At 49.0% G+C, this 19,308-nt stretch carries 15 protein-coding genes; 8 read left to right on the top strand and 7 right to left on the bottom strand.

Annotation, left to right across the window (positions count from 1 at the left end):
- Nucleotides 1-198 precede the first annotated feature (198 nt).
- Nucleotides 199-1,317, bottom strand: a complete 1,119-nt coding sequence (locus QZT80_RS03070; RefSeq protein ID WP_295117473.1) for an OmpA family protein — start codon at nt 1,315-1,317, stop codon at nt 199-201.
- Nucleotides 1,318-1,407: 90 nt separating this feature from the next.
- Nucleotides 1,408-1,962 (bottom strand): hypothetical protein, encoded by a 555-nt coding sequence (locus QZT80_RS03065; protein ID WP_295117471.1) that lies wholly within the window; start codon nt 1,960-1,962, stop codon nt 1,408-1,410.
- Between the two features lie 67 nt (nt 1,963-2,029).
- Between QZT80_RS03065 and QZT80_RS03060 the strand changes: the two genes are divergently transcribed.
- From QZT80_RS03060 to QZT80_RS03030, 7 genes are all read left to right on the top strand, one after another.
- On the top strand, nt 2,030-3,877 hold the full coding sequence (locus QZT80_RS03060; protein WP_295117469.1) for a sensor histidine kinase: 1,848 nt from the start codon (nt 2,030-2,032) through the stop codon (nt 3,875-3,877).
- Nucleotides 3,878-3,973: 96 nt separating this feature from the next.
- Nucleotides 3,974-4,609 (top strand): response regulator transcription factor, encoded by a 636-nt coding sequence (locus QZT80_RS03055; protein WP_295117467.1) that lies wholly within the window; start codon nt 3,974-3,976, stop codon nt 4,607-4,609.
- Nucleotides 4,610-4,829: 220 nt separating this feature from the next.
- Nucleotides 4,830-5,417 (top strand): sigma-70 family RNA polymerase sigma factor, encoded by a 588-nt coding sequence (locus QZT80_RS03050; RefSeq protein WP_295117466.1) that lies wholly within the window; start codon nt 4,830-4,832, stop codon nt 5,415-5,417.
- A gap of 72 nt (nt 5,418-5,489) precedes the next feature.
- Nucleotides 5,490-6,641: a FecR family protein gene (locus tag QZT80_RS03045; protein ID WP_295117464.1), complete on the top strand. Its 1,152-nt coding sequence runs from the start codon at nt 5,490-5,492 to the stop codon at nt 6,639-6,641.
- Between the two features lie 246 nt (nt 6,642-6,887).
- Nucleotides 6,888-10,148: a TonB-dependent receptor gene (locus QZT80_RS03040; RefSeq protein ID WP_295117461.1), complete on the top strand. Its 3,261-nt coding sequence runs from the start codon at nt 6,888-6,890 to the stop codon at nt 10,146-10,148.
- Nucleotides 10,149-10,159: 11 nt separating this feature from the next.
- Nucleotides 10,160-11,605 (top strand): RagB/SusD family nutrient uptake outer membrane protein, encoded by a 1,446-nt coding sequence (locus QZT80_RS03035; protein ID WP_295117459.1) that lies wholly within the window; start codon nt 10,160-10,162, stop codon nt 11,603-11,605.
- 10 nt (nt 11,606-11,615) lie between these two features.
- Nucleotides 11,616-13,565: an FAD-dependent oxidoreductase gene (locus QZT80_RS03030; RefSeq protein WP_295117457.1), complete on the top strand. Its 1,950-nt coding sequence runs from the start codon at nt 11,616-11,618 to the stop codon at nt 13,563-13,565.
- 110 nt (nt 13,566-13,675) lie between these two features.
- Here the strand turns inward: QZT80_RS03030 and QZT80_RS03025 are convergent, their stop codons facing one another.
- The 3 genes from QZT80_RS03025 to QZT80_RS03015 form a co-directional block, all read right to left on the bottom strand.
- Nucleotides 13,676-14,611, bottom strand: coding sequence for an ornithine cyclodeaminase family protein (locus QZT80_RS03025; RefSeq protein WP_295117454.1), 936 nt, complete (start codon nt 14,609-14,611; stop codon nt 13,676-13,678).
- 65 nt (nt 14,612-14,676) lie between these two features.
- Nucleotides 14,677-15,501, bottom strand: coding sequence for an acyl-CoA thioester hydrolase/BAAT C-terminal domain-containing protein (locus QZT80_RS03020; RefSeq protein ID WP_295117450.1), 825 nt, complete (start codon nt 15,499-15,501; stop codon nt 14,677-14,679).
- A gap of 63 nt (nt 15,502-15,564) precedes the next feature.
- Nucleotides 15,565-16,140: a Crp/Fnr family transcriptional regulator gene (locus tag QZT80_RS03015; protein ID WP_295117448.1), complete on the bottom strand. Its 576-nt coding sequence runs from the start codon at nt 16,138-16,140 to the stop codon at nt 15,565-15,567.
- A gap of 159 nt (nt 16,141-16,299) precedes the next feature.
- On the opposite strand from QZT80_RS03015, the gene QZT80_RS03010 reads away from it, so the two are divergent.
- Nucleotides 16,300-17,298, top strand: coding sequence for a helix-turn-helix transcriptional regulator (locus QZT80_RS03010; RefSeq protein WP_295117445.1), 999 nt, complete (start codon nt 16,300-16,302; stop codon nt 17,296-17,298).
- Between the two features lie 12 nt (nt 17,299-17,310).
- Here QZT80_RS03010 and QZT80_RS03005 read toward each other — a convergent pair whose 3' ends face one another.
- Nucleotides 17,311-17,871, bottom strand: a complete 561-nt coding sequence (locus QZT80_RS03005; RefSeq protein ID WP_295117442.1) for a hypothetical protein — start codon at nt 17,869-17,871, stop codon at nt 17,311-17,313.
- A gap of 145 nt (nt 17,872-18,016) precedes the next feature.
- Entirely contained in the window at nt 18,017-19,276 is a 1,260-nt protein-coding gene (locus QZT80_RS03000; RefSeq protein ID WP_295117439.1) for a hypothetical protein, read from the bottom strand.
- Between the last annotated feature and the right edge of the window lie 32 nt (nt 19,277-19,308).

Raw genomic sequence — 19,308 nt, 5'->3', positions numbered from 1 at the left:
TGTGTTGTTCGCAGGAATCGGATGTAGCAATAAAAGATTATTGCATCCTCTACGATTTACAAAAAAAGTGTGAAAACACATTTTATGCCTTTCGCACTCACTTCATCAAGCTTGAAATAAAAACGCCACCCACGAAGGGAGGCGTTATCTCTTAGTCCTAATGAAAACCTATAAACTGTAAATATTGCCAGGGGTAAATTACATTTTGATAAACTCCACTCTCCGGTTGTTCGCCTTACCCAACACTGTTTTGTTATCACCAACCGGAACGGTAGCGCCTTTGCCATCGGTGGACAGCAAACTGCCATCAATCTGGAAGTTCGATACGAGGTAGGCTTTTACGGCCTCTGCACGTTTCTTTGACAACGCAAGGTTAGCAGCAGCATTGCCATCGGCGTCGGTATGACCAACGATCTTTACTTTCATACCGGCGTTATCGGCCAGTACCTGCGCGATCTCTTTAAGGGTGCCGTGCGAGGTGGGTTTGATCTTGTCCGAATTCACATCGAACAAAATACCGGTGGTGGAAAACTTGCCCGTGGTTACCAGCTTCGCGCGGGTATCGGGCAGACCAGTGGATACTTTTATGTTGGAAAGGAGATAGGAGAAATTATCATCGGGGAAACCGCCGGTGGTTTCGGTGCGGAAGAAAATCTGGTTCAATGGTACATTGGTGTTGATCGCACGCGGAAGATCGAATGCCTTCTCTTCATTGATCCATATCCTTAAACGGCTGCCCTGTACGGAGATGGCGTAATGTGCTACCTGGCGAAGGGTTTCGTTGTATTTAGACAATTTCCTTTCTGCCATAAAGGTTTCCTTCCTGTCTGCATAACTCCTTAGCACCGACATGGTGTTCTCGTTTGCTTTGGGATCTATTTTCAGTTGGAAAGAACTAAGTCCGTGTTGATAACTGAGTAGTGGGTTGCCTGCAGGGTCGGCGGTGCCGGAGGCCAGCATGCCAATGGTGATCGGAGGAAGGTAATACCCGGTTTTGGGCACTACATTCAGCAATACGTCAAATTCTACGGTGAAGTTGGCGCCGTAGTCCTTTGCCTTGGTGCCGGTGAGATACAGTCCGGAGGAAAGGTGCAGCCATTTGCTTTTATCGTCCAGGGAAACAATGGCGCCATTGGCGTTGGTGTTCCAGTTTACGGGCAGTTCACCTACGGCATCGGAAGCAAAATCTTCGGCGTAGATCACTTTCTCGCCGGGCACGAAATCGAACTTGGAATACGTTTCGATCCGCTGCGCTGGTACCGTGTCAACTGGCTGCCATAAAGCGGCAGCCAGGGAGAGCATAATGAATGTTTGCATTGTATTTGGGGTTATACGATGCAAAGCTACCATCCACCGGCCCCTCAAACACCGGTAAAACGACTAAAATTGAAAATTCAGTGGTTCTACTTAATACTGGTCGGCATCAATGGAAAAGGAACCGGATATATCTCCTTTATATTCGGGTTGCTCTTCCACCCAGTTCAGCAGGAACTCGAAGCAGGGCTCCAGGTCTTCCCCTTCTTTTAACTGCCCGCCCAGCACACTCACTTCGTACCAGCCATTTTCCAGTTCTATCGTAGCCCGCTGCAGCCTGGCAATGTTCAGCGGCGACTCGCTGGTGAAACGCCTCAGATAAGGCATGGTAAACAAGTATATACGCCCGTGCTGTACACGCAGGATATAACCGTCTTTCCGCAGCTGCAGATCGTTGCCATCCTGCTCCAGTACAGGCGTACCCGATAAGTTGAAGATGATGGTGTAAGGATAATTGTTGACCCTGGCAAGCGGTATCATTATGCCCTGTTGCACCACCCGGTCGCCGGTTTCTTCTGTAGTAAACTCGGTCAGCAGGTCGTCGGGCAACTGGTGTTGCTGTTTATAGTCCAGCAGCAGTTGGGTGTCGGCCAGCAGGAAGTAGTCTACCAGGTCGTTCAGAATTTCATTAAACTTGTAAATAGCCATACGCGAATTTATTTATTATTTTTACGCCCCCGGTTCTCCCCGCCAAAAAACCGGCCCCCAACGGAACATGAAATTATATGCCACTTTAATACTCCTGTTGTTCGCCTCATTACGGGCAACCGCACAGTCGCCCAAACACGTTGATACGTTATTGCAACAGGCGCAAACTTATGCTGCCAAAGGCAATACAGACTCTGCCGAAATCGTTTTTCGCCAGGCCGGTGCCATGGCTAAAAAGCTGGACTACACCGATGGCTTATTCGAATATACCGGTAAATACGCAAACCTTTTATACATACAATCACGCTACCAGGAAGCGATGGACGTCAGTCGCCAGCAGCTCGACCTCGCCCAGCGCACCAACAACAAAAAGAAAATAGCACAGTCGTATAACAACATCGGTTTGCAATACCAGTCGCTGGGCGACCTGCGCACGGCGGCCGACTATTACATTAAAGCCCTGCAACTTTCCGAAGAACTGAGCGACCCCGTGAACCAGCAGAAATACAACACCAACCTCTCATCGGTGTTTTACGACATGCGCGATAAGGAGAAGAGCCTTTATTACGCCCGCAAAGGCTACGAGGTAGCTGTGGCTATTAAAGATACCGGCCGCATCACCCGCAGCCTCATTAACGTGATCATTAGTGAAGTGCTGAACGAGGATTTTACGGCGGCCATTGCACACTCCCGCGAGATTATCGATATGGGCAGCAAGGCCGATCCGGATGCATTGATGACGGCTTACAACAACCTGGGAGATATTTACCACCGGCTCAAAAAATACAACGAAGCGCTGGTAAACTATCGCCGGGCCTTGTCGCTGGTGCAGGAAACCGGTGCGGATGGCTATACTTCCTATATCTATTTCGGCATGGCCAATTCCTATACCGGCTTAAAAGACTATTTAAAGGCAAATGAGTATTTTAAGCTGATGGGTGATTGGGCGGAGCGGGAACTGCCGAAGGCCGATCTCCAGGATTATTACAAATTAGGAGCAGAGCTGAAAGGCGCATTGGGCGAATACAAAACGGCGCTCGACTTCTCCAACAAATACACCGTACTGCACGATTCCATTACCAACGCCAGTACACAAACCGCCGTACATGAAATGGAAACCCGCTACCAGACGTCGCAAAAGGAGAAGGCCATTGCACAGCAGAAACTGAAAATAAGCGATCAGCTAAACGAAATAAGCAGGAAAGATAAGTGGATATGGTTGTCGGTATCGGCAGTAATCGTGTTGCTGCTGGTGGTGTTGGTCATCTGGTTCAGTTATCAGCAAAGAAAAAGAACGGCCGCCATCGAACGAACGAACCAGTTATTACAGGCCAGCCTGAGCGGCGAAGAAAAGGCACTTTCCAAAACGGCCAAAGAACTGCACGATGGTGTGGGAAGTATATTAGCGGCCGCAAAAATGCACCTCTACACGCAGGAAGCCGAAGTAACGCAAAAGGTAATAGGGCTGGTAGATACGGCTTTACAGGAAGTGAGGCACATCTCCCATAACCTGTCGCCTGAAGTGGTGTTGTCAGGCGGACTGGAATACGCCGTGCGCAATTACTGTTCGCGTGTGAGTCACCCCGGCCTCACCATTGAATGTTACACCATGGGCGACCTGCCCAAAATGGGGCCCGATACAGGATTGATTATTTACCGGGTTGTGCAGGAAGCATTAACCAATATCCTGAAGCATGCTGGGGCTACACAGGTGATCGTGCAATTAAGTTACGACCGCGGACTGCTATCCGTAACGATAGAAGATGATGGTAAAGGCTTCGATATGCAGGAGGCCAAACAAAACGGCATTGGCATCGGTAATATGCACACCCGTGTGCAGTTACTGAAAGGCAGTTGCCAGGTAACCTCCGCGCCAGGGCAGGGTACTACGGTGTACTTCGAGGTAATGGTATAGTCGTAATTTTAGAAAATCAGTAATTCTACTTAGCTCCTACAGGCGGCTGTAATGCTTTACAGTATTATCTTTGAGGATAATAAACCCCTATAGCAAATGGCATGGAAAATTGGTATAGCCGATGATCATATCATGATCATTAAAGGCTTCGAGAGCATGCTGCAACACCTTGGAGACTGTACATTCATTTTTGGGGTGCTGAGCGGCACAGAGCTACTATCACAACTTGAGCACGAAACACCAGACATTTTATTGCTGGACATTAACATTCCCGGTATGAGCGGGGTGGAACTTTGTAAGATTATTTCTTTTAAGTATCCCGCTGTAAAGATCATCGCCCTCACCAGTCACGAGGAAACGATGTACGTAAAAAAGATGATGCGCAACGGCGCCTCCGGTTACCTGCTCAAAAGCATCGACCCGGAAACCTTTACAAATGCCATCCGTACGGTGATGGGCGGCAACCAGTTCATCGACATCCGCCTGCAACAGATTATGCTGGCCGAATCGATTTACGGCAGGAAACAAACGCCGGGCATGGTACTCACCAAACGGGAAGTAGAAGTGCTGGTGATGATCGCGGAGGAACAGTCGAACCAGCAGATAGCCGACAAGCTGTTTATAAGCCTGCGTACGGTAGAAACGCACCGCTTTAACCTGATACGTAAGCTGGAGGTGAAGAACACGGCAGGGCTGGTAAAGGAGGCCTATTTACGCGGATTGGTAAAATAAACGCCCTCCGCAACGTCTGAATTTGCGGCCAAATAACCGTTAATACCCGCCGTAACGCAAACCAGCGCCTCCGGAACTACCGGCGTAACATGATAAAAAGAGGGTCGCATAACAGGCAGCCCTCTTTCTTTTTTACGAACGGAGGTATTTCCCATCCAGTTTTTTATTACTTTTATCTAAGCAGTAGAAACAAAACGTACAGAACTCCCGGCCCAACAGTATGCAGAAAATTCCACATAGTGAAAGCGAATTGCTTTGCCAGCTTGCAGCTGGCAGCGAGCAGGCTTTCCAGGTAATTTTCGAACGCTACTGGGACGCTATCTACTCCACCTCCCTGTTATTGACCAAGTCGCCCGCCATGGCCGAAGATGTTGCCCAGGACGTGTTTACCATGCTCTGGGAAAAACGTGTGCAAATGGCCCAGGTGGAGAAACTGGAAGGATTTCTGTTTGTGGCCGCCCGCAATACCATTTATACCCGTTTGCGTAAAATAGCGTCCGGTAATGCTTACCGGCAGTATTTGCTTCATTGCTTTAGTGAGGGGGTGGCGGACGGGCAGGCGGAGTTCCGGGAACTGGAACAATCTGTACTCCGTGCCATACAACAGCTACCTCCCCAACAGCAGAAAGCTTTTAAGTTAAGCCGCTTCGAGGGTATGCGCCACGAGGAAATTGCCGTAACCATGGGCGTTTCGCGCATTACCATTAAAAGTTACATCGTACAGGCCATTGCCAGCCTCCGTAAAGCATTACCTAACCATGCCTCCGGCGCCCTCATCACCTTCTGGGCCTTTATTTTCCTGCGCTAAATATTTTTTTTAAGACAGGCACCTCCTATGCCGGGAGTTGCGCGTCTTTATGTTGTACCCGCAATTCACGTTATGGACCAACAAACATTTTCCAACTTACTGGAACGGTACCTCAGCGAAGACCTGAGCCGGGAAGAAGCCGCACTGCTGCTCGATTCCCTGCAGGACGATGCTATGCGGGAGCAATGGCAGGCTGCCCTCGATAACCTGCTCGCCAATAAATCCCTCCACGGCCTTTCCGATCCGGCACGTATGCAGGCCATCCGCCAACGCATCGTGAAGCCTAAAAAATACAGTCTGCTTAAGAAAATGGCGCCTTACGCCACTGCGGCCGCGGTATTAACAGCGGTTTTCACGTACGCCTACCGCTCTACCGGGCCTAAAAGCGTACAGGCTGCCCGTACCACACCACTTCACAACGTAACGCCCGGCGGCAATAAAGCCGTACTCACCCTCGCTGATGGCAGCCAGATAGCACTGGATAGCGCCGGTATGGGCGATATCGCCAGTCAGGGTAGTGTGCGGGTTATCAAACTGGATAGCGGTCAGCTGGCTTACAGGGCGCCTGGCAGCAACGGGGAGAGGCCCCCGGAGTTTAATACCCTGGCCACGCCGCGCGGCGGACAGTTCAGGGTCGTATTGCCCGATGGTTCCAAAGTGTGGCTGAACGCCGCTTCCTCCTTACGTTTCCCTACTGCATTTACCGGTAACGACCGCCTGGTGCAGCTCTCTGGTGAAGCCTACTTTGAGGTGGCGAAAAATGCCCGGCAGCCGTTTAAAGTGATGGTAGATGATCTGGCAGTTCAGGTACTCGGTACCAGTTTTAATGTAAAAGCATACAAGGAAGATGGAAAGATAAATACAACCCTGCTGGAAGGCGCTGTGAACGTACAACACGGGACACAGGTAATTCTTCTTAAACCCGGCCAGCAGGCGACTATGAACGATATTAACACGTTATCGCTGAAAGAAAATGTAAACATGGAAGAAGTGGTGGCCTGGAAAAATGGCTACTTCCAGTTTAACCACGAACCGCTAAAAGGGGTAATGGGACAACTGGCCCGCTGGTACGATGCCGAGGTGACCTATGAAGGTAAAGTACCCGAAAGAGAGTTTGGAGGGCAAATTGCCCGCAGCAGCAGCATTACCGATGTATTAAAGATGCTGGAGTTGAGTGATGTACACTTCCGCGTAGAAGGGAAAAAAATTATAGTGACACCATAGTTATTAGTTTCTGAAAAACGCAACGTTATGTAAAAAGATCAACGCACGCCCATAAAATGAAACCGGACCCGATGGCCGTCGGATCCGGAGGAAATTAGGGCAAACCAGCTGTTTAAATTGGTATCTCCACGTCCCTGGCTAAAGCCAGGCAGGAATTCTTTACCCTAACAAACCAAAATTATGCAATTTAGTTTTATTCATGCGCGGTATTTAAAACGGCGAAAATTAGCCCAAACACTGCTTGTTATGAAGATCACAGCCATTATTTTATTATCCGCATGCCTGCAGCTCAGCGCCAGGAGTTACGCCCAAAGCGTTACGCTGGCAGAGAAGAACTTGTCGCTCGAGAAATTGTTCCGCCACCTGGAAAAACAAACAGGGTACGGATTTTTCTATGATCATAAGCTGATAGACAAGGCGCCGCGTATATCCGTGAACTTTAAAAATATGCCACTGGAGAAGGCGCTGGACGAAGCGCTGAGGAACCAGTTGCTCACTTATTCTATAGTCGGCAAAAATGTAGTGATAAAAACAAAGGAGATGTTCCTGGCGCTGGGCCCGGTGAAGGTGTTGGTGCAGGATACGATGGTAACGGCTACTGGCAAGGTTACGGACGCCCAGGGTGTCGCTTTGCCAGGCGCTACCGTAGTCGTAAAAAACACGAATAACGGTACCGCTACCGATGCCAGTGGTAACTTTAAACTCCGGGTGCCGCGCGGTGCGCTGCTAACAGTGTCTTACCTGGGCTTCAAAACCCAGGAAGTGCAGGCGGCCAGCGATCAGGCGATCAACATCCTGCTGGAAGAACAAATGAACACTGCCGACGAGATCGTGGTAATCGGTTACGGTACTGCCAGGCGAAGTGACCTTACAGGTTCTTTATCGCAGGTAAAGGCGAAAGACCTGGCCTCTTATCCTTCCACCAACGTAATGCAGGCCCTGAACGGTCGCGCGTCGGGTGTGAGGGTAATGCAGAACGGTGGCTCTCCGGGTGGTGCGGTAAGTATCCGCATCAGGGGTACTAACTCTATTTTGGGTGGTAACGAACCGCTGTATGTAATTGACGGTTTTCCTTACAATGGTAATCCTACCTTTTTGCAGAACTCCGATATCGCCAGTGTGGAAATATTGAAAGATGCTTCGTCTACTGCTATCTACGGTTCCAGGGGCGCAAACGGCGTAGTGATGATCACCACCAAAAGTGGTCGTAAAACCGGTGGTACTACGGTAGACGTTGAGGCTGGGTATACTACTCAGTCGGTGACAAAAAAGATGGACCTGATGAATGCCCAGCAGTACGCACTGTTATATAATGAGCAGGCAAAAAACGACGGACTGGCGGCTTACTTTACACAGGCGCAGATCGACAGCCTGGGTGGCAATGACGGTACCGACTGGCAGGACCAGGTGCTGCGTAATGCGCCTATTTACCAGTTAAGCGCTACGGTGAACGGCGGTTCGGAAAAAACAAAGTTCTCCCTTTCCGGCGCGGCTTATCTCCAGGATGGTATTATTAAATCCAGCGATTACAAACGATACAGCCTCCGTGCTAACATCGATCATGATATCAATAAAGTAGTATCCGTGTCGATGAATACGATCCTGACACGTATAAACAGTGCAAGACAGAACTCGGGCCTGGGTAACAGGGGCAGTGATCTTATCTCCGCGATGCTGATGGCACCACCTTCTTTGTCGCCTTACCTGCCCAATGGCGCGTATCGCAGGCTGAACAATGCTTATCCTTTTATTTCCAATGTAATTGTAAACCCGCTGGTGTTCATCAACGAGCGCAGGGATGATATTAAGGGCGACAGGGTGTTTGCCAATGGTGCTGTTACCATTAAGCCGATAGAAGGCCTTAGCATCAAGATATCCGGTGGCATAGAAAATATCAACGACCGGGTGGATGCTTACTCGAACATCGAACCTTCTACCGACTCCCGCGGTTCTGCCTCTGTGTCTACCACGCAGCAAACAGGTTTCCTGAACGAAAACGTGGTGAATTACCAGAAGGTGTTCGATAAAAAGCATTCTGTTTCTGTAATGGGTGGGTTTACTTACCAGGATAATGTGACCACTACGCTTGGTGGTTCGGGCATTGGTTTCTTAAGTGATGTGACCGGAACGGGTAACATCGGAAGTGCTGCTACACCAGGTGTTCCCAGCAGCGGTTACTCTAAATGGGTGCTGCTGTCGTACCTGGCCAGGGCGAATTACGGCTTTAATGATAAATACCTGTTCACTGCCAGCATCCGCCGCGATGGATCTTCCCGTTATTCGAAGGAAAACCAGTGGGAGAATTTCCCTTCTGCGGCCTTTGCCTGGAAAGCGTCTAACGAACCTTTCCTGAAGCAGTCTACTGTTATCTCTGATCTTAAGCTGCGCGCCAGCTACGGGTTGTCCGGCAATACGGGTATCAGCCCTTACCAAACACTCACCCAGTTGGGTTCCAGCAATGTGATTTTTGGAGATGCGTTGTATGTAGCGTTTGCACCTAACACCACTTTACCCGGCGATCTGAAATGGGAAATTACCCGCCAGTTCGACATCGGCGCTGAAGTAGGCCTGCTGCACGACGACTTACGCATCACCATGGACTACTATCATAAAAGAACGGTGGACCTGTTGAACACTGTGAGGTTGCCAAGATCTACCGGTTACGAAACTACCGTGCAGAACGTTGGCGAGGTGGAAAACAAAGGTATTGAACTGGGCATAGATGCAAACATCCTGAAAAATGAAGTAACCTGGAATGTGAACGCTAACATTTCTTTTAACCGTAACAAGGTGATAAAACTTTATGGCGGACAGGATATTTACGGCGCTGCATTTTACACCGGTTCTCTTAACGACGTGGTAAACCTGCTGCGCGAAGGCCAGCCGATGGGCGTTTTCTACGGTTATAAAGAATCGGGTTATTCCGCTACCGGCACCCTGCAGTACGAGGACATTGTGAAAGACGGTACGATTACGACAGCAGATAAAACTTACATCGGTGATCCTAACCCGGATTTCATTTATGGACTGAACTCTGTACTGGGTTGGAAAGGGTTTGAACTCACGTTGTTTATCCAGGGTTCTCAGGGTAACGACATCTTTAACCTGAACAAGGCATCTTCACTGGATTTGGGTATGGGACTGAACCTGCCCAAAGAAGTATTTACCAATCACTGGACACCGGAAAATCCGAATGCGAAGTATCCGAAGATCAGCAGGACGGTAAACGGTAACCTGTCCGACAGGTTTGTGGAGGATGGTTCTTACCTCCGCTTTAAGAATATCCAGCTGGCGTATAACCTGCCGGTGAAAGAAAAGGGCTGGAAAGGTTTCAGATCGGCACAGGTATACGCCAGTGCGCAGAACTTTATCACCTTTACCAAGTACTCCTGGTACGATCCGGAAGTGAACGCGTATGGTGGAAGCAACTCCATCAACCAGGGTATCGATTATGCCATTTATCCAACCAGCAAGTCTGTTACTTTCGGTATCAGGTGCGGATTCTAAATTACTTACACATGAAACAGTCTATCTTCATCATACTTGCCGCATTACTGCTCACTTCCTGCTCCGATATGCTGGAAGAGAGTCCTAAGTCTATTGCCGCAGAAAACTTTTACAACACCCCGGCCGAAGTAGAAGCCGGCCTGAATGCCATTTATACACCCATCCGCGCAGGCGGTACCCTGGGTGCGTTATACGAATGCCAGCAGGAAATATATACAGAATACATGATCGGCCGTGGCAGCCATGCCCCGCTGAACGACTACGCTGGTCTGGATAATACCAACATCACGCGTGTAGGAGATATGTGGAGTGCCTTTTACCAATCTATCCGTAACGCCAACATCGTGGTAAAACGGGCCCCTCTGGGCAAACAACTGACGCCAGCGGAGGTACAGAAATATGTGGGTGAAGCGCGGTTTATGAGGGCATTGTGTTACTTCTACCTGGTGCGTAACTGGGCGGGCGTACCCTTACGTACAGAAATTACCATGGATTCTATCAACCTGGCACGTTCATCAACAGAGGCAGTATACAATTATATTGTAGACGATCTTTTGTTCGCAGAACAAAACCTGCTGGACGCACCCCGTTTAGTAGGTACACCTTCCAAACTGGTGGCCAAAGCGGTGCTTACCGATGTATACATGAACCTGCACCAGTACGATAAAGCACGTGATAAAGCGCTGGAGATTATTACCACTAACAAGTTCTCCCTGGTACCCGTTACGGTAACGGCGGATTTCGAAAAGCTGTTTGGCGCCGATATAAATGGTACTCCTGAAGAAATATTTTACCTGAAGTATGCGCGTATGCCGGTAGGACAGGGCTTTCCGTACCTCGACTACTGTTACTATCCCAACTCCGGTTATTATAAAGGCAATGCTTACTACACGTTTTACGCCGATTCGGAAACGAATTCTTTCATGAAAGCCTGGGATAAAAACGATTTGCGTTATAAATTCAACTGGTATTCCCAAACCTTTGGTCTTGGCCCTACCACTATATTGTTGAAGAAGTTTACCGATAAAGATGCGCAGTATGCCGCCAACGACTACCCTGTATACCGGTATGCCGACATCTTATTATTTTATGCAGAAGCGGTAGCCCAGGCCGAAAGTGCTCCTACAGCCGATGCGATGGAGAAATTGAATATGGTACACCGCAGGGCTTATGGTAAACCCGCTACTGTACCCGATGTTGCAACAGATTTTAACCTCGCTGATTATGCAGGTAAGCAGACGTTCATAGATTTGGTGGTGAAAGAAAGAGGATATGAAAACTGCGGAGAAGCCAAACGCTGGCTCGATCTCAAACGTCTGGGTATTGCACAACAGGTGGTGAAAGCGGTGAAAGGAAAAGATGTAGCAGCCCGCCACATGCTCTGGCCCATTCCACAGGCAGAAATCAATTACAATAAAGCAATAGACCCGGTAAAAGATCAGAACCCTGGTTATTAATCCACTATTTATGAAAATGAAACTATTAGTCGGCCTCCTGCTACTCTCGGGCAGCATGATGGCACAACAGGTAAAACAAGTTGATATTTGTGTTTACGGAGGATCTTCAGCGGGTGTGATAGCAGCGTATACGGCAAAGAAGATGAACAAAACCGTGGTAGTGATCGAACCCGGCAAACGCCTGGGTGGCCTCACTTCCGGCGGACTCGGCTACACTGATATCGGTAACAAGTATGCCATCACTGGTTTGTCGCGCGATTACTACCGCCGCATCGGTAAACACTACGGCAAGTTTGAGCAATGGATATTCGAACCCAGCGTAGCGGAACGTACCTTCCATCAGTATGTGAAAGAGGCAGGCCTCGATATCATCTATGATCATCATCTTACCAGTCTTAAAAAAGAAAATGGAAGGGTAACCGAAATACAGGCAGGTGATGTAACCGTGCGCGCCAAGATGTTTATCGATTGCTCGTACGAGGGCGATCTGATGGCGAAGGCTGGCATTTCTTACATCGTAGGCCGTGAGGCAAATGCTGATTATAATGAAACCTATAACGGCGTGCAGATGCTGGATAAACACCAGTTTCCCGATGGTGTTGATCCTTACAAGGAGCCGGGTAAACCTGAAAGCGGCCTGGTATGGGGCATCAGCAGTGCAAAACTGGCCCCGCAGGGTAGCGGCGATAAAATGGTACAGGCCTACAATTTCCGCATCTGCCTCAGCGACGATCCTAACAACCAGGTACCCATCACACAGCCTGAAGCTTACGATCCTTCGAAGTACGAGCTGCTGATCCGTTACATCCAGAAAAAGACACCCGGCGATCTTTGGGGTTTCCTGAAGTTCGACCTGATGCCGAATCATAAAACAGACATCAATAATAACGGGCCGTTTTCTACCGATATGATCGGTATGAACTACGATTATCCCGAGGCTAGTTTTGAAGAAAGAGAGAAAATCTTTAAACAGCATGTGCTGTACACGAAAGGTTTGCTCTACTTCATCGGCCACGATCCCCGTATGCCTGAACACCTCCGTAAGCAGATGCTGAAATGGGGTTATCCAAAAGATGAATATACCGAAAGCGGTAACTGGTCGCCACAAATGTATGTACGTGAAGCCCGCCGGATGGTAGGTGCTTACGTAATGACACAGGCGAACTGCGTAGGTAAAGAAGTGGTAAAAGACGGTGTGGGTATGGCCGCATATACCATGGACTCTCACAATACCCAGCGCGTGGTGGTTAACGGTATGGTGAAGAATGAAGGAGATGTGCAGATTGGCGGTTTCGGTCCTTACCCCATCGCTTACCGCTCTATCATCCCTAAAGCGGAAGATTGTAAAAACGTATTCGTACCGGTTTGCCTGTCGGCCACCCACATTGCCTACGGTTCTATCCGTATGGAGCCCGTGTTCATGGTGTTGGCACAATCATCTGCCGTAGCCGCAGCCATGGCGATCGATAGCAAAAAAGCAATACAGGATATAGATGTAGCCAAACTGCAGGAGCAACTGCGCCTGAAACCTTTGGCCACCAATGCTACTGCTGAAATTTTGGTAGATAACGACGATAAAGCGAACGTAGTAGTAACCGGCGACTGGAAAAGGGAAACCAAAGGCGCTTACGGTCCTTCCGTATTACACGCGAAAGATGGTAAAGCAAGTATCCGTTTCGTGCCGCAGGTAGTACGCACCGGCAATTACCGGGTGTATACTTATGTGCCTAAACAGGCAGGCCTCTCCGCCAAAACAATGATCAATATCTCTTCAAACGGTAAAGTAACGCCTGCATCTTATACTGCCGAGTCAGTAAAAGTGGTAGGACAAACTTCCGGAGAGTGGGTAGATTTAGGTGTGGTGAAACTGGAGAAAGGGAAGAAGTCGTACGTGGAAATTACGAACGATGGTGCTAATGGCGTTGTGGTGGCAGACGCGGTGTTATTTATGCCGGAGTAGTTATAGTGTTTTTTATAGAGATGGCCGGGCGTTTGCCTGGCCATCTTTTTTTGCGTAAAACAATAAGGGCCGTACGTGAGTGCGGCCCTTACCATTTTATCAGCATAAAACTATTTAACCTTGTTATACACCAGCAACGCCGCCGTCAAATCTTCTATCGCCAGTCCCATCGACTTGAACAACGTGATCTCATGCGCTGCGCTTCGGCCATGATGTTTGCCTGAACACAGTTCCACTATGTCTGCCTCCACATCTTCTGCCTCTATTAATCCATTTTTAATAGGTTCACCTAACTCGCCTGATTCGTGTAGGGCACCTGCACGTGAATCTACGAACAGTGAGCTGCTGAGAATTACCTGGTCGTCGGCCTCACGCATGCCGGGTTTGTAAGAGCCTACCAGGTCGAGGTGCTGCCCCGGATGCAGCCATTCGCCATGGATGATGGGTGTTTCGGCCATGGTGGAGCAGGATATCACATCGGCTGCTTTAACGGCTTCTTCGAGGTTGGTCACTACTTCTGTTTCGTGGCCGCTTTGCTGCAACAATGCCTGCATGTCGCGGGCGCGTTCTTCATTACGGCCCCATATCATCACCCGTTCATAATTCCTTACGCTTTTGTGTGCGGGCACCATGTGGCGGGCCACTTTGCCCGTACCGGCCACTAATAAAGTCTTGGCATCCTTCGCGGCCAGGTAATCTGCTGCCAGCGCAGAAGTACAGGCTGTTCTGATAGAAGTGAGCATGGCCGCGTTCATCATGGCCAGGGGCACGCCGGTGCGGGCGTCCAGTATCGTGTAAAGGGCGTGGATGGAAGGTAACGACTGGCTGGCATTGCCGGGCGCTACGATCACCTGTTTAATGCCCATATATTCGTTGTTCCACGATGGCATCAGGATAAGGGTATTATCAATGCCGCCAGGCAGGGAATAGAAATGATGGTGCCGCAATGGCATCGTGAATTCGGAAGAAAACATATCCCTCAACGCTGCAATAAGCGAAGGGCAGTCGAGCGACTTTTCGATGTCGGTGTTACTGATCTGAAGCATGCCCGCAAAGATAGTTTTATTTTTCACCCGGTATTTAACAAGGACTGCCCGGTTTTTAACCTGCCTTACCGCGCTTTAAAGTGCTGGTCTAAAAATTTATAGACCGTATCAAAATGTTTTAACGGCTCGGCATGTTTGCCGTCGTAAGCTATATGCCTGGCATCTTTCCGTTTCAGTTGCTGTATCATCTTTTCGCACATCGGGGTGGATGGACAAATCTCATCGCTTTTGGCAGACAGCAGTAATACCGGGCCTTTGATATTTTGCACAGGTATTAACGCCGTACGCTCGGCTGCGGTATCCTGTAGCATAGCCTCAAAAGCGCCCCTTAAATCGCGTTTCATCAGGAATGGTACGGAGGCTTCGTTTACCGGAACAAACGGCAGGTCGCGGCCTTTAAACGTCCAGGCGGGTGTGCTGAAGTGATCGGTGTGACCGGGAAAGGTAACATGGCTGGGAACGATGGCTACCACGCAACTGATATCCGGATAATAGCTGGCCAGCAGTAAGGCGAGGTCGCCGCCGCGGGAACCACCGATGATGGCGATTTTACGTTTGTTGATGCGTGGGTTGGAAGCGGCTTTAAGAATGGCATCATGCACCGCATCGATGGAGATGCGGTTGAGTGTATCCGGTGTACCGGGCGCGCCGAAGTAACCGAGGGCCAGGAAGGCGTAACCTTTGGCGAGAAAGGTGTCGCGGGTAGCCTTCCAGTGATCACTGCTCCAGGCATTGCCGCCTTCGGAGCCGCCAAGGCCTACGAGCAGCGGCTGGTTGTCGCCGGGGCCGCTGTATAAAATGCTGTTTACCTGCGGTGTTTGAAGGGTTTGCTGGGCGGAGAGGCCGCCGGTGCAGCAAAGAATTGCAATAAGACTGATGAAAAAGCGCATGGATGATATTTTTTAACAAAGCTCTGCGTTTTCAGTACGCGATTATTTGATATGGATCAAAAACTACTTTTCGGCCCTGATGCGGCTTAAGGTTTCCTGCGTAATGCCCAGGTACGAAGCGATCATGCCCAGTGGCAGCCGGTGGCAGATGTCGTGGTACACGCTGCGGAAGTGTTCATATTTCTCTTTGGCCGTTGTAAACCGCATCGATGTAATACGCTCCATGAAATGCCCGAACAGTATGCCCATCGTGAGCCGCGAGTACCTGTCCATTTCGGGGAAATGGTCGAAAAGATATATGAGGTCGCGCACCTGCAGGCAGTACGTATCCGTATCTTCCAGCGCATCAATGGAGTAAATGTCTTGCTGCTGCTGCATAAAACTGCGGGGCGAATTTACCCACTCGCCCTCGGCACTAAAATATTCACTGATCTCTTTTCCATCTTTCTCAAAAAAAACTCTCACCAGCCCCTTTTGAATAAAGTGACTTTCACTGCAAACATATTTTGCATCGTGCAGTAACTGACCTTTCTTAAACGACCGGATGCGGATGCGGCTTTCCAACTCCTGCCGCAGCGGAGTGGAGAGGGGAATGTATGTTTCGAAGTGTTGGAATAACGGGTTGAGGGTGGATGACATGTACTAAAGTTATGGGAAAGTTTTGTGTTGCGGAAATGTAGTTATATACATAGAATCAGGGAATATTTTGCTAAATAATTAGCAATACTTATCTTAGTAGTAGCCTATTATTATTTAAACCGTTTTGGCAGTTTATTATAAACACCAAAACTGAACTACATGGAATTTGTATTGCCATCACATCAGGAAGATGTGGCAATTGATTATTTACCGTCACCACACAGAGATCCGGCATTAATAACCTATATACCCGCTAAGGTAACCAGCGGCCCCTTTGGTGCCATACTGCACCAGGAGGAAGAGGGCACGCATAGCGGGTATTTTCGCGATCATATCCGGCTCGACGAGCCGAAGACGCTGTATTATATCATCGCTGAACCCACGGTGCTGATCTCCTATGTTATCAAAGGTAATCCTACCTGCCTGGTCAAGCCACGAACGCTTCCGGAAAACACTTATCACCTGTATTATTTACCTGCCGGCCAGCATGGATTAAGTTTGGCCGTTGGGGAATACACGTTATGCCATTTTGCACTAAGCCTGAAAATGCTTTCGGATATGCAGCAGGACTGCGCGGAAATTGACGCAGTAACGAAACATTTGGTAACTACCGCGACAGAAGGCGTGAGGCAGGTATCGCTGCCTGTCAACAGGCACGTATACAACGTATTTGAACGGCTGCGGAAAAATAATTTAACGGGCTGGGTGCGTAAGGTGGAAGTGGAAAAACAGATTTGTGAACTGATGAAAGAATACGCGGGCGCGGTTAAAAAAACAGATAAACATTTTAAGTCGAAATACAGGACTGGTGCTGTGGATAGCCAGGTACTCTCTGAAATAACACTGTCGTTAACCCGCGTTGGTAACCCACAGGGCGCCGTTAAAAAAATGTCGAAAAAGGCGGGTGTTGGTTACCGGCATGCCTGCGACGAGTTCAGGGTAAAAACGGGTATTACGTTAAAGGATGCCAGACCGCTGGCAAAAATCGACAAAGCGCGGGAATTATTGTTAACTACACGGTTACGGGTGAAAGAAATTGCCCTGGATGTTGGTTATGCTAACCCCAGCATATTTACCGCCACCTTTAAAAAAGTAACAGGCTATAAACCACTCGAATACCGAAAAATAAACCGGGGCCCACATGAGCCCCGGTCCTGAAACTAATAAGCCTTACAGCAACACTTCTTTCGTGATAGCATTGCCTGGCAGGTCTTTCACGGTTACTACCACCCTGGTGCCGTTCGGTGCCGGGTTTTCGGTAGTAGCGGTGTAGCGGTAACTGTTCTTTGAGTACTCCTGTGCGGCTCCGCTTTCCAGCAAATCGCCGTTGGGATTGAACAATTCTACGATCACCGAATCGATCTTAACATCGTCCTGGGCCAGCACTACTATCTGGCCTCCCGGGACCCCCGTATAGTTAAGACTCCTGACCAGTTCCACCATGGGTACTGAAAGGAAGTCGTTAATGGCGGCCTGGTAGATATTACCTTTTTCTCCCACCGCCATCACGTAGGGTTCCTGGTTTTCCGGGGTCGACATAATCCATTTACCCCAAAGTGTAGCCTCTGTAAAACGGTCCTGTACCTCCTGTTCTTTCTGGGTCAGCTTACGTTCTTTTTTAGGCTTTGCGATCGTGATCGTTGTTTTGCCATTTCGTTGAGCGTACACGATTTGCTCGTCGAATTTTCCGCTTGCACCATGTGTGGTGGCATTGAATTTTTTCTGATACATTGTTAAAAGTTTTTAAAGTGATATAATTAAAATAACACTTCAAAGGTGGCGGATTTGATCGGGGAAAAATGTCGTTTTGGGTAGAAAAAATGTCGTTTTGGGTAGAATTTTGGGGAGAGATAAATGTTGCTTCCGGGAGATGGGCCTACTTCATTTCGTGCGCATTACCATTAGCGGTAAACCTCGTGTCTTTCACCGCAGCAGCGCCATTAAACCTGTATTGTACACCCACAATAGCAGTGGGTTTATTCGGAAACGTTAATGTATATGCTGGCCGATCATTAACGTAAATACTGACCTTACCTTTAACTGCTTCTACCCTCAGTGTTGTCCATTGCGTAAGGTCGCAGCCGAATCCCGAAAGATCGGCCGATTTGCTTTGTATCCACGTTCCGCAGTAATAGAGTGACAGGTCGCCCACGCATGACTTCGCAGCCAGCGGAATAAAGATCATATCGTCTTTACACTGTATCAGCACCTGGCTGGCGTGGCAGGCGTTACGGCCATCGTCAAAGGTGTTTTTAACGGTGGTTTCAAATACAAAGTTGTCATTCATTAACTCGCCCATGTCGCGCTGGTTAAAGAAACGCACTTTCGGCACCGGCGATGTATGAAGGTATGGGGCCAGCATGGCGTCGGTTACTTCAATAATGCCGTTTTGTTCGTATTCTTTTTTGGGAAGATAAACGGGGAAGGGCTCTTCTTCCAGCAAACATAACCAGCCCGCAGTCGTAATCCATATATCCTGTGTTTTTACTACCTGGGTATCGGCTATCAGTTTTGCTTTAAAGAAACCGGGATAATAATAGATGGCCGAGTGTGCATGTTTATCGGCCGGTACCTGCACCTTGCGCGACATATCCCAGGTTTGCACGATGAACAGGGAGTCTGGTTTAGCGTTCGCGGTGTAATTAAATACCACTGAATTCGGTACGCCCTCTGCTATCATTTTATTAGCGCTGAATTCGAATTGGGCAGGTGTATAGGCCTTACGGCTTTTACCGGCAAACTGGAAGATCACTAGTAAACAGGCAGCCAGGATAATGCTGCCCGCCAGACTGGTCCATAACCATTTCGGCTTTTTGGCGGGAGGAAGAGGAATGTTAACCGTCGTTTCTAACACCGCTTCGCCGGGCTGTGATTTAAACGCCAGCCAGTCGGCATGCCCGGCAAACTGCGCCAACGTATTAAGCGTGCTAAGCGTAGGCGCACTGTCATATTTCAACCGCCCGAAAATTCGCTTGAGGGTAGTAACGCTAAGGCGCACGTCCGTACGCTCGAAAATAGCGTCCGACAATTTGTTAAAGTCGTAGGGCGTCCAGTCGCTGGCGGCGCCTCTGTCAAATACTTCCCCGATTTGTTTAAGCAATTGGGACAGGTAAAATGCCTCGCCGTTGTTATTCATTATCAATGTTTAAGATAGTTGGCGCCAGCTTG

It is taken from the genome of uncultured Chitinophaga sp. (assembly GCF_902168175.1).
Taxonomy (GTDB): Bacteria; Bacteroidota; Bacteroidia; order Chitinophagales; family Chitinophagaceae; genus Chitinophaga.
The sequence above is the reverse complement of the archived record's forward strand: the minus strand, read 5'-3'. Positions and strand labels throughout refer to the sequence as shown.

Coding starts and splice junctions, on each gene's coding strand:
- QZT80_RS03060 (WP_295117469.1), top strand. CDS start 2,030: ATGAAATTATATGCCACTTTAATACTCCTGTTGTTCGCCTCATTACGG.
- QZT80_RS03035 (WP_295117459.1), top strand. CDS start 10,160: ATGAAACAGTCTATCTTCATCATACTTGCCGCATTACTGCTCACTTCC.
- QZT80_RS03020 (WP_295117450.1), bottom strand. CDS start 15,501: ATGCGCTTTTTCATCAGTCTTATTGCAATTCTTTGCTGCACCGGCGGC.
- QZT80_RS03030 (WP_295117457.1), top strand. CDS start 11,616: ATGAAAATGAAACTATTAGTCGGCCTCCTGCTACTCTCGGGCAGCATG.
- QZT80_RS03000 (WP_295117439.1), bottom strand. CDS start 19,276: ATGAATAACAACGGCGAGGCATTTTACCTGTCCCAATTGCTTAAACAA.
- QZT80_RS03040 (WP_295117461.1), top strand. CDS start 6,888: ATGAAGATCACAGCCATTATTTTATTATCCGCATGCCTGCAGCTCAGC.
- QZT80_RS03045 (WP_295117464.1), top strand. CDS start 5,490: ATGGACCAACAAACATTTTCCAACTTACTGGAACGGTACCTCAGCGAA.
- QZT80_RS03010 (WP_295117445.1), top strand. CDS start 16,300: ATGGAATTTGTATTGCCATCACATCAGGAAGATGTGGCAATTGATTAT.
- QZT80_RS03055 (WP_295117467.1), top strand. CDS start 3,974: ATGGCATGGAAAATTGGTATAGCCGATGATCATATCATGATCATTAAA.
- QZT80_RS03005 (WP_295117442.1), bottom strand. CDS start 17,871: ATGTATCAGAAAAAATTCAATGCCACCACACATGGTGCAAGCGGAAAA.
- QZT80_RS03015 (WP_295117448.1), bottom strand. CDS start 16,140: ATGTCATCCACCCTCAACCCGTTATTCCAACACTTCGAAACATACATT.
- QZT80_RS03065 (WP_295117471.1), bottom strand. CDS start 1,962: ATGGCTATTTACAAGTTTAATGAAATTCTGAACGACCTGGTAGACTAC.
- QZT80_RS03070 (WP_295117473.1), bottom strand. CDS start 1,317: ATGCAAACATTCATTATGCTCTCCCTGGCTGCCGCTTTATGGCAGCCA.
- QZT80_RS03025 (WP_295117454.1), bottom strand. CDS start 14,611: ATGCTTCAGATCAGTAACACCGACATCGAAAAGTCGCTCGACTGCCCT.
- QZT80_RS03050 (WP_295117466.1), top strand. CDS start 4,830: ATGCAGAAAATTCCACATAGTGAAAGCGAATTGCTTTGCCAGCTTGCA.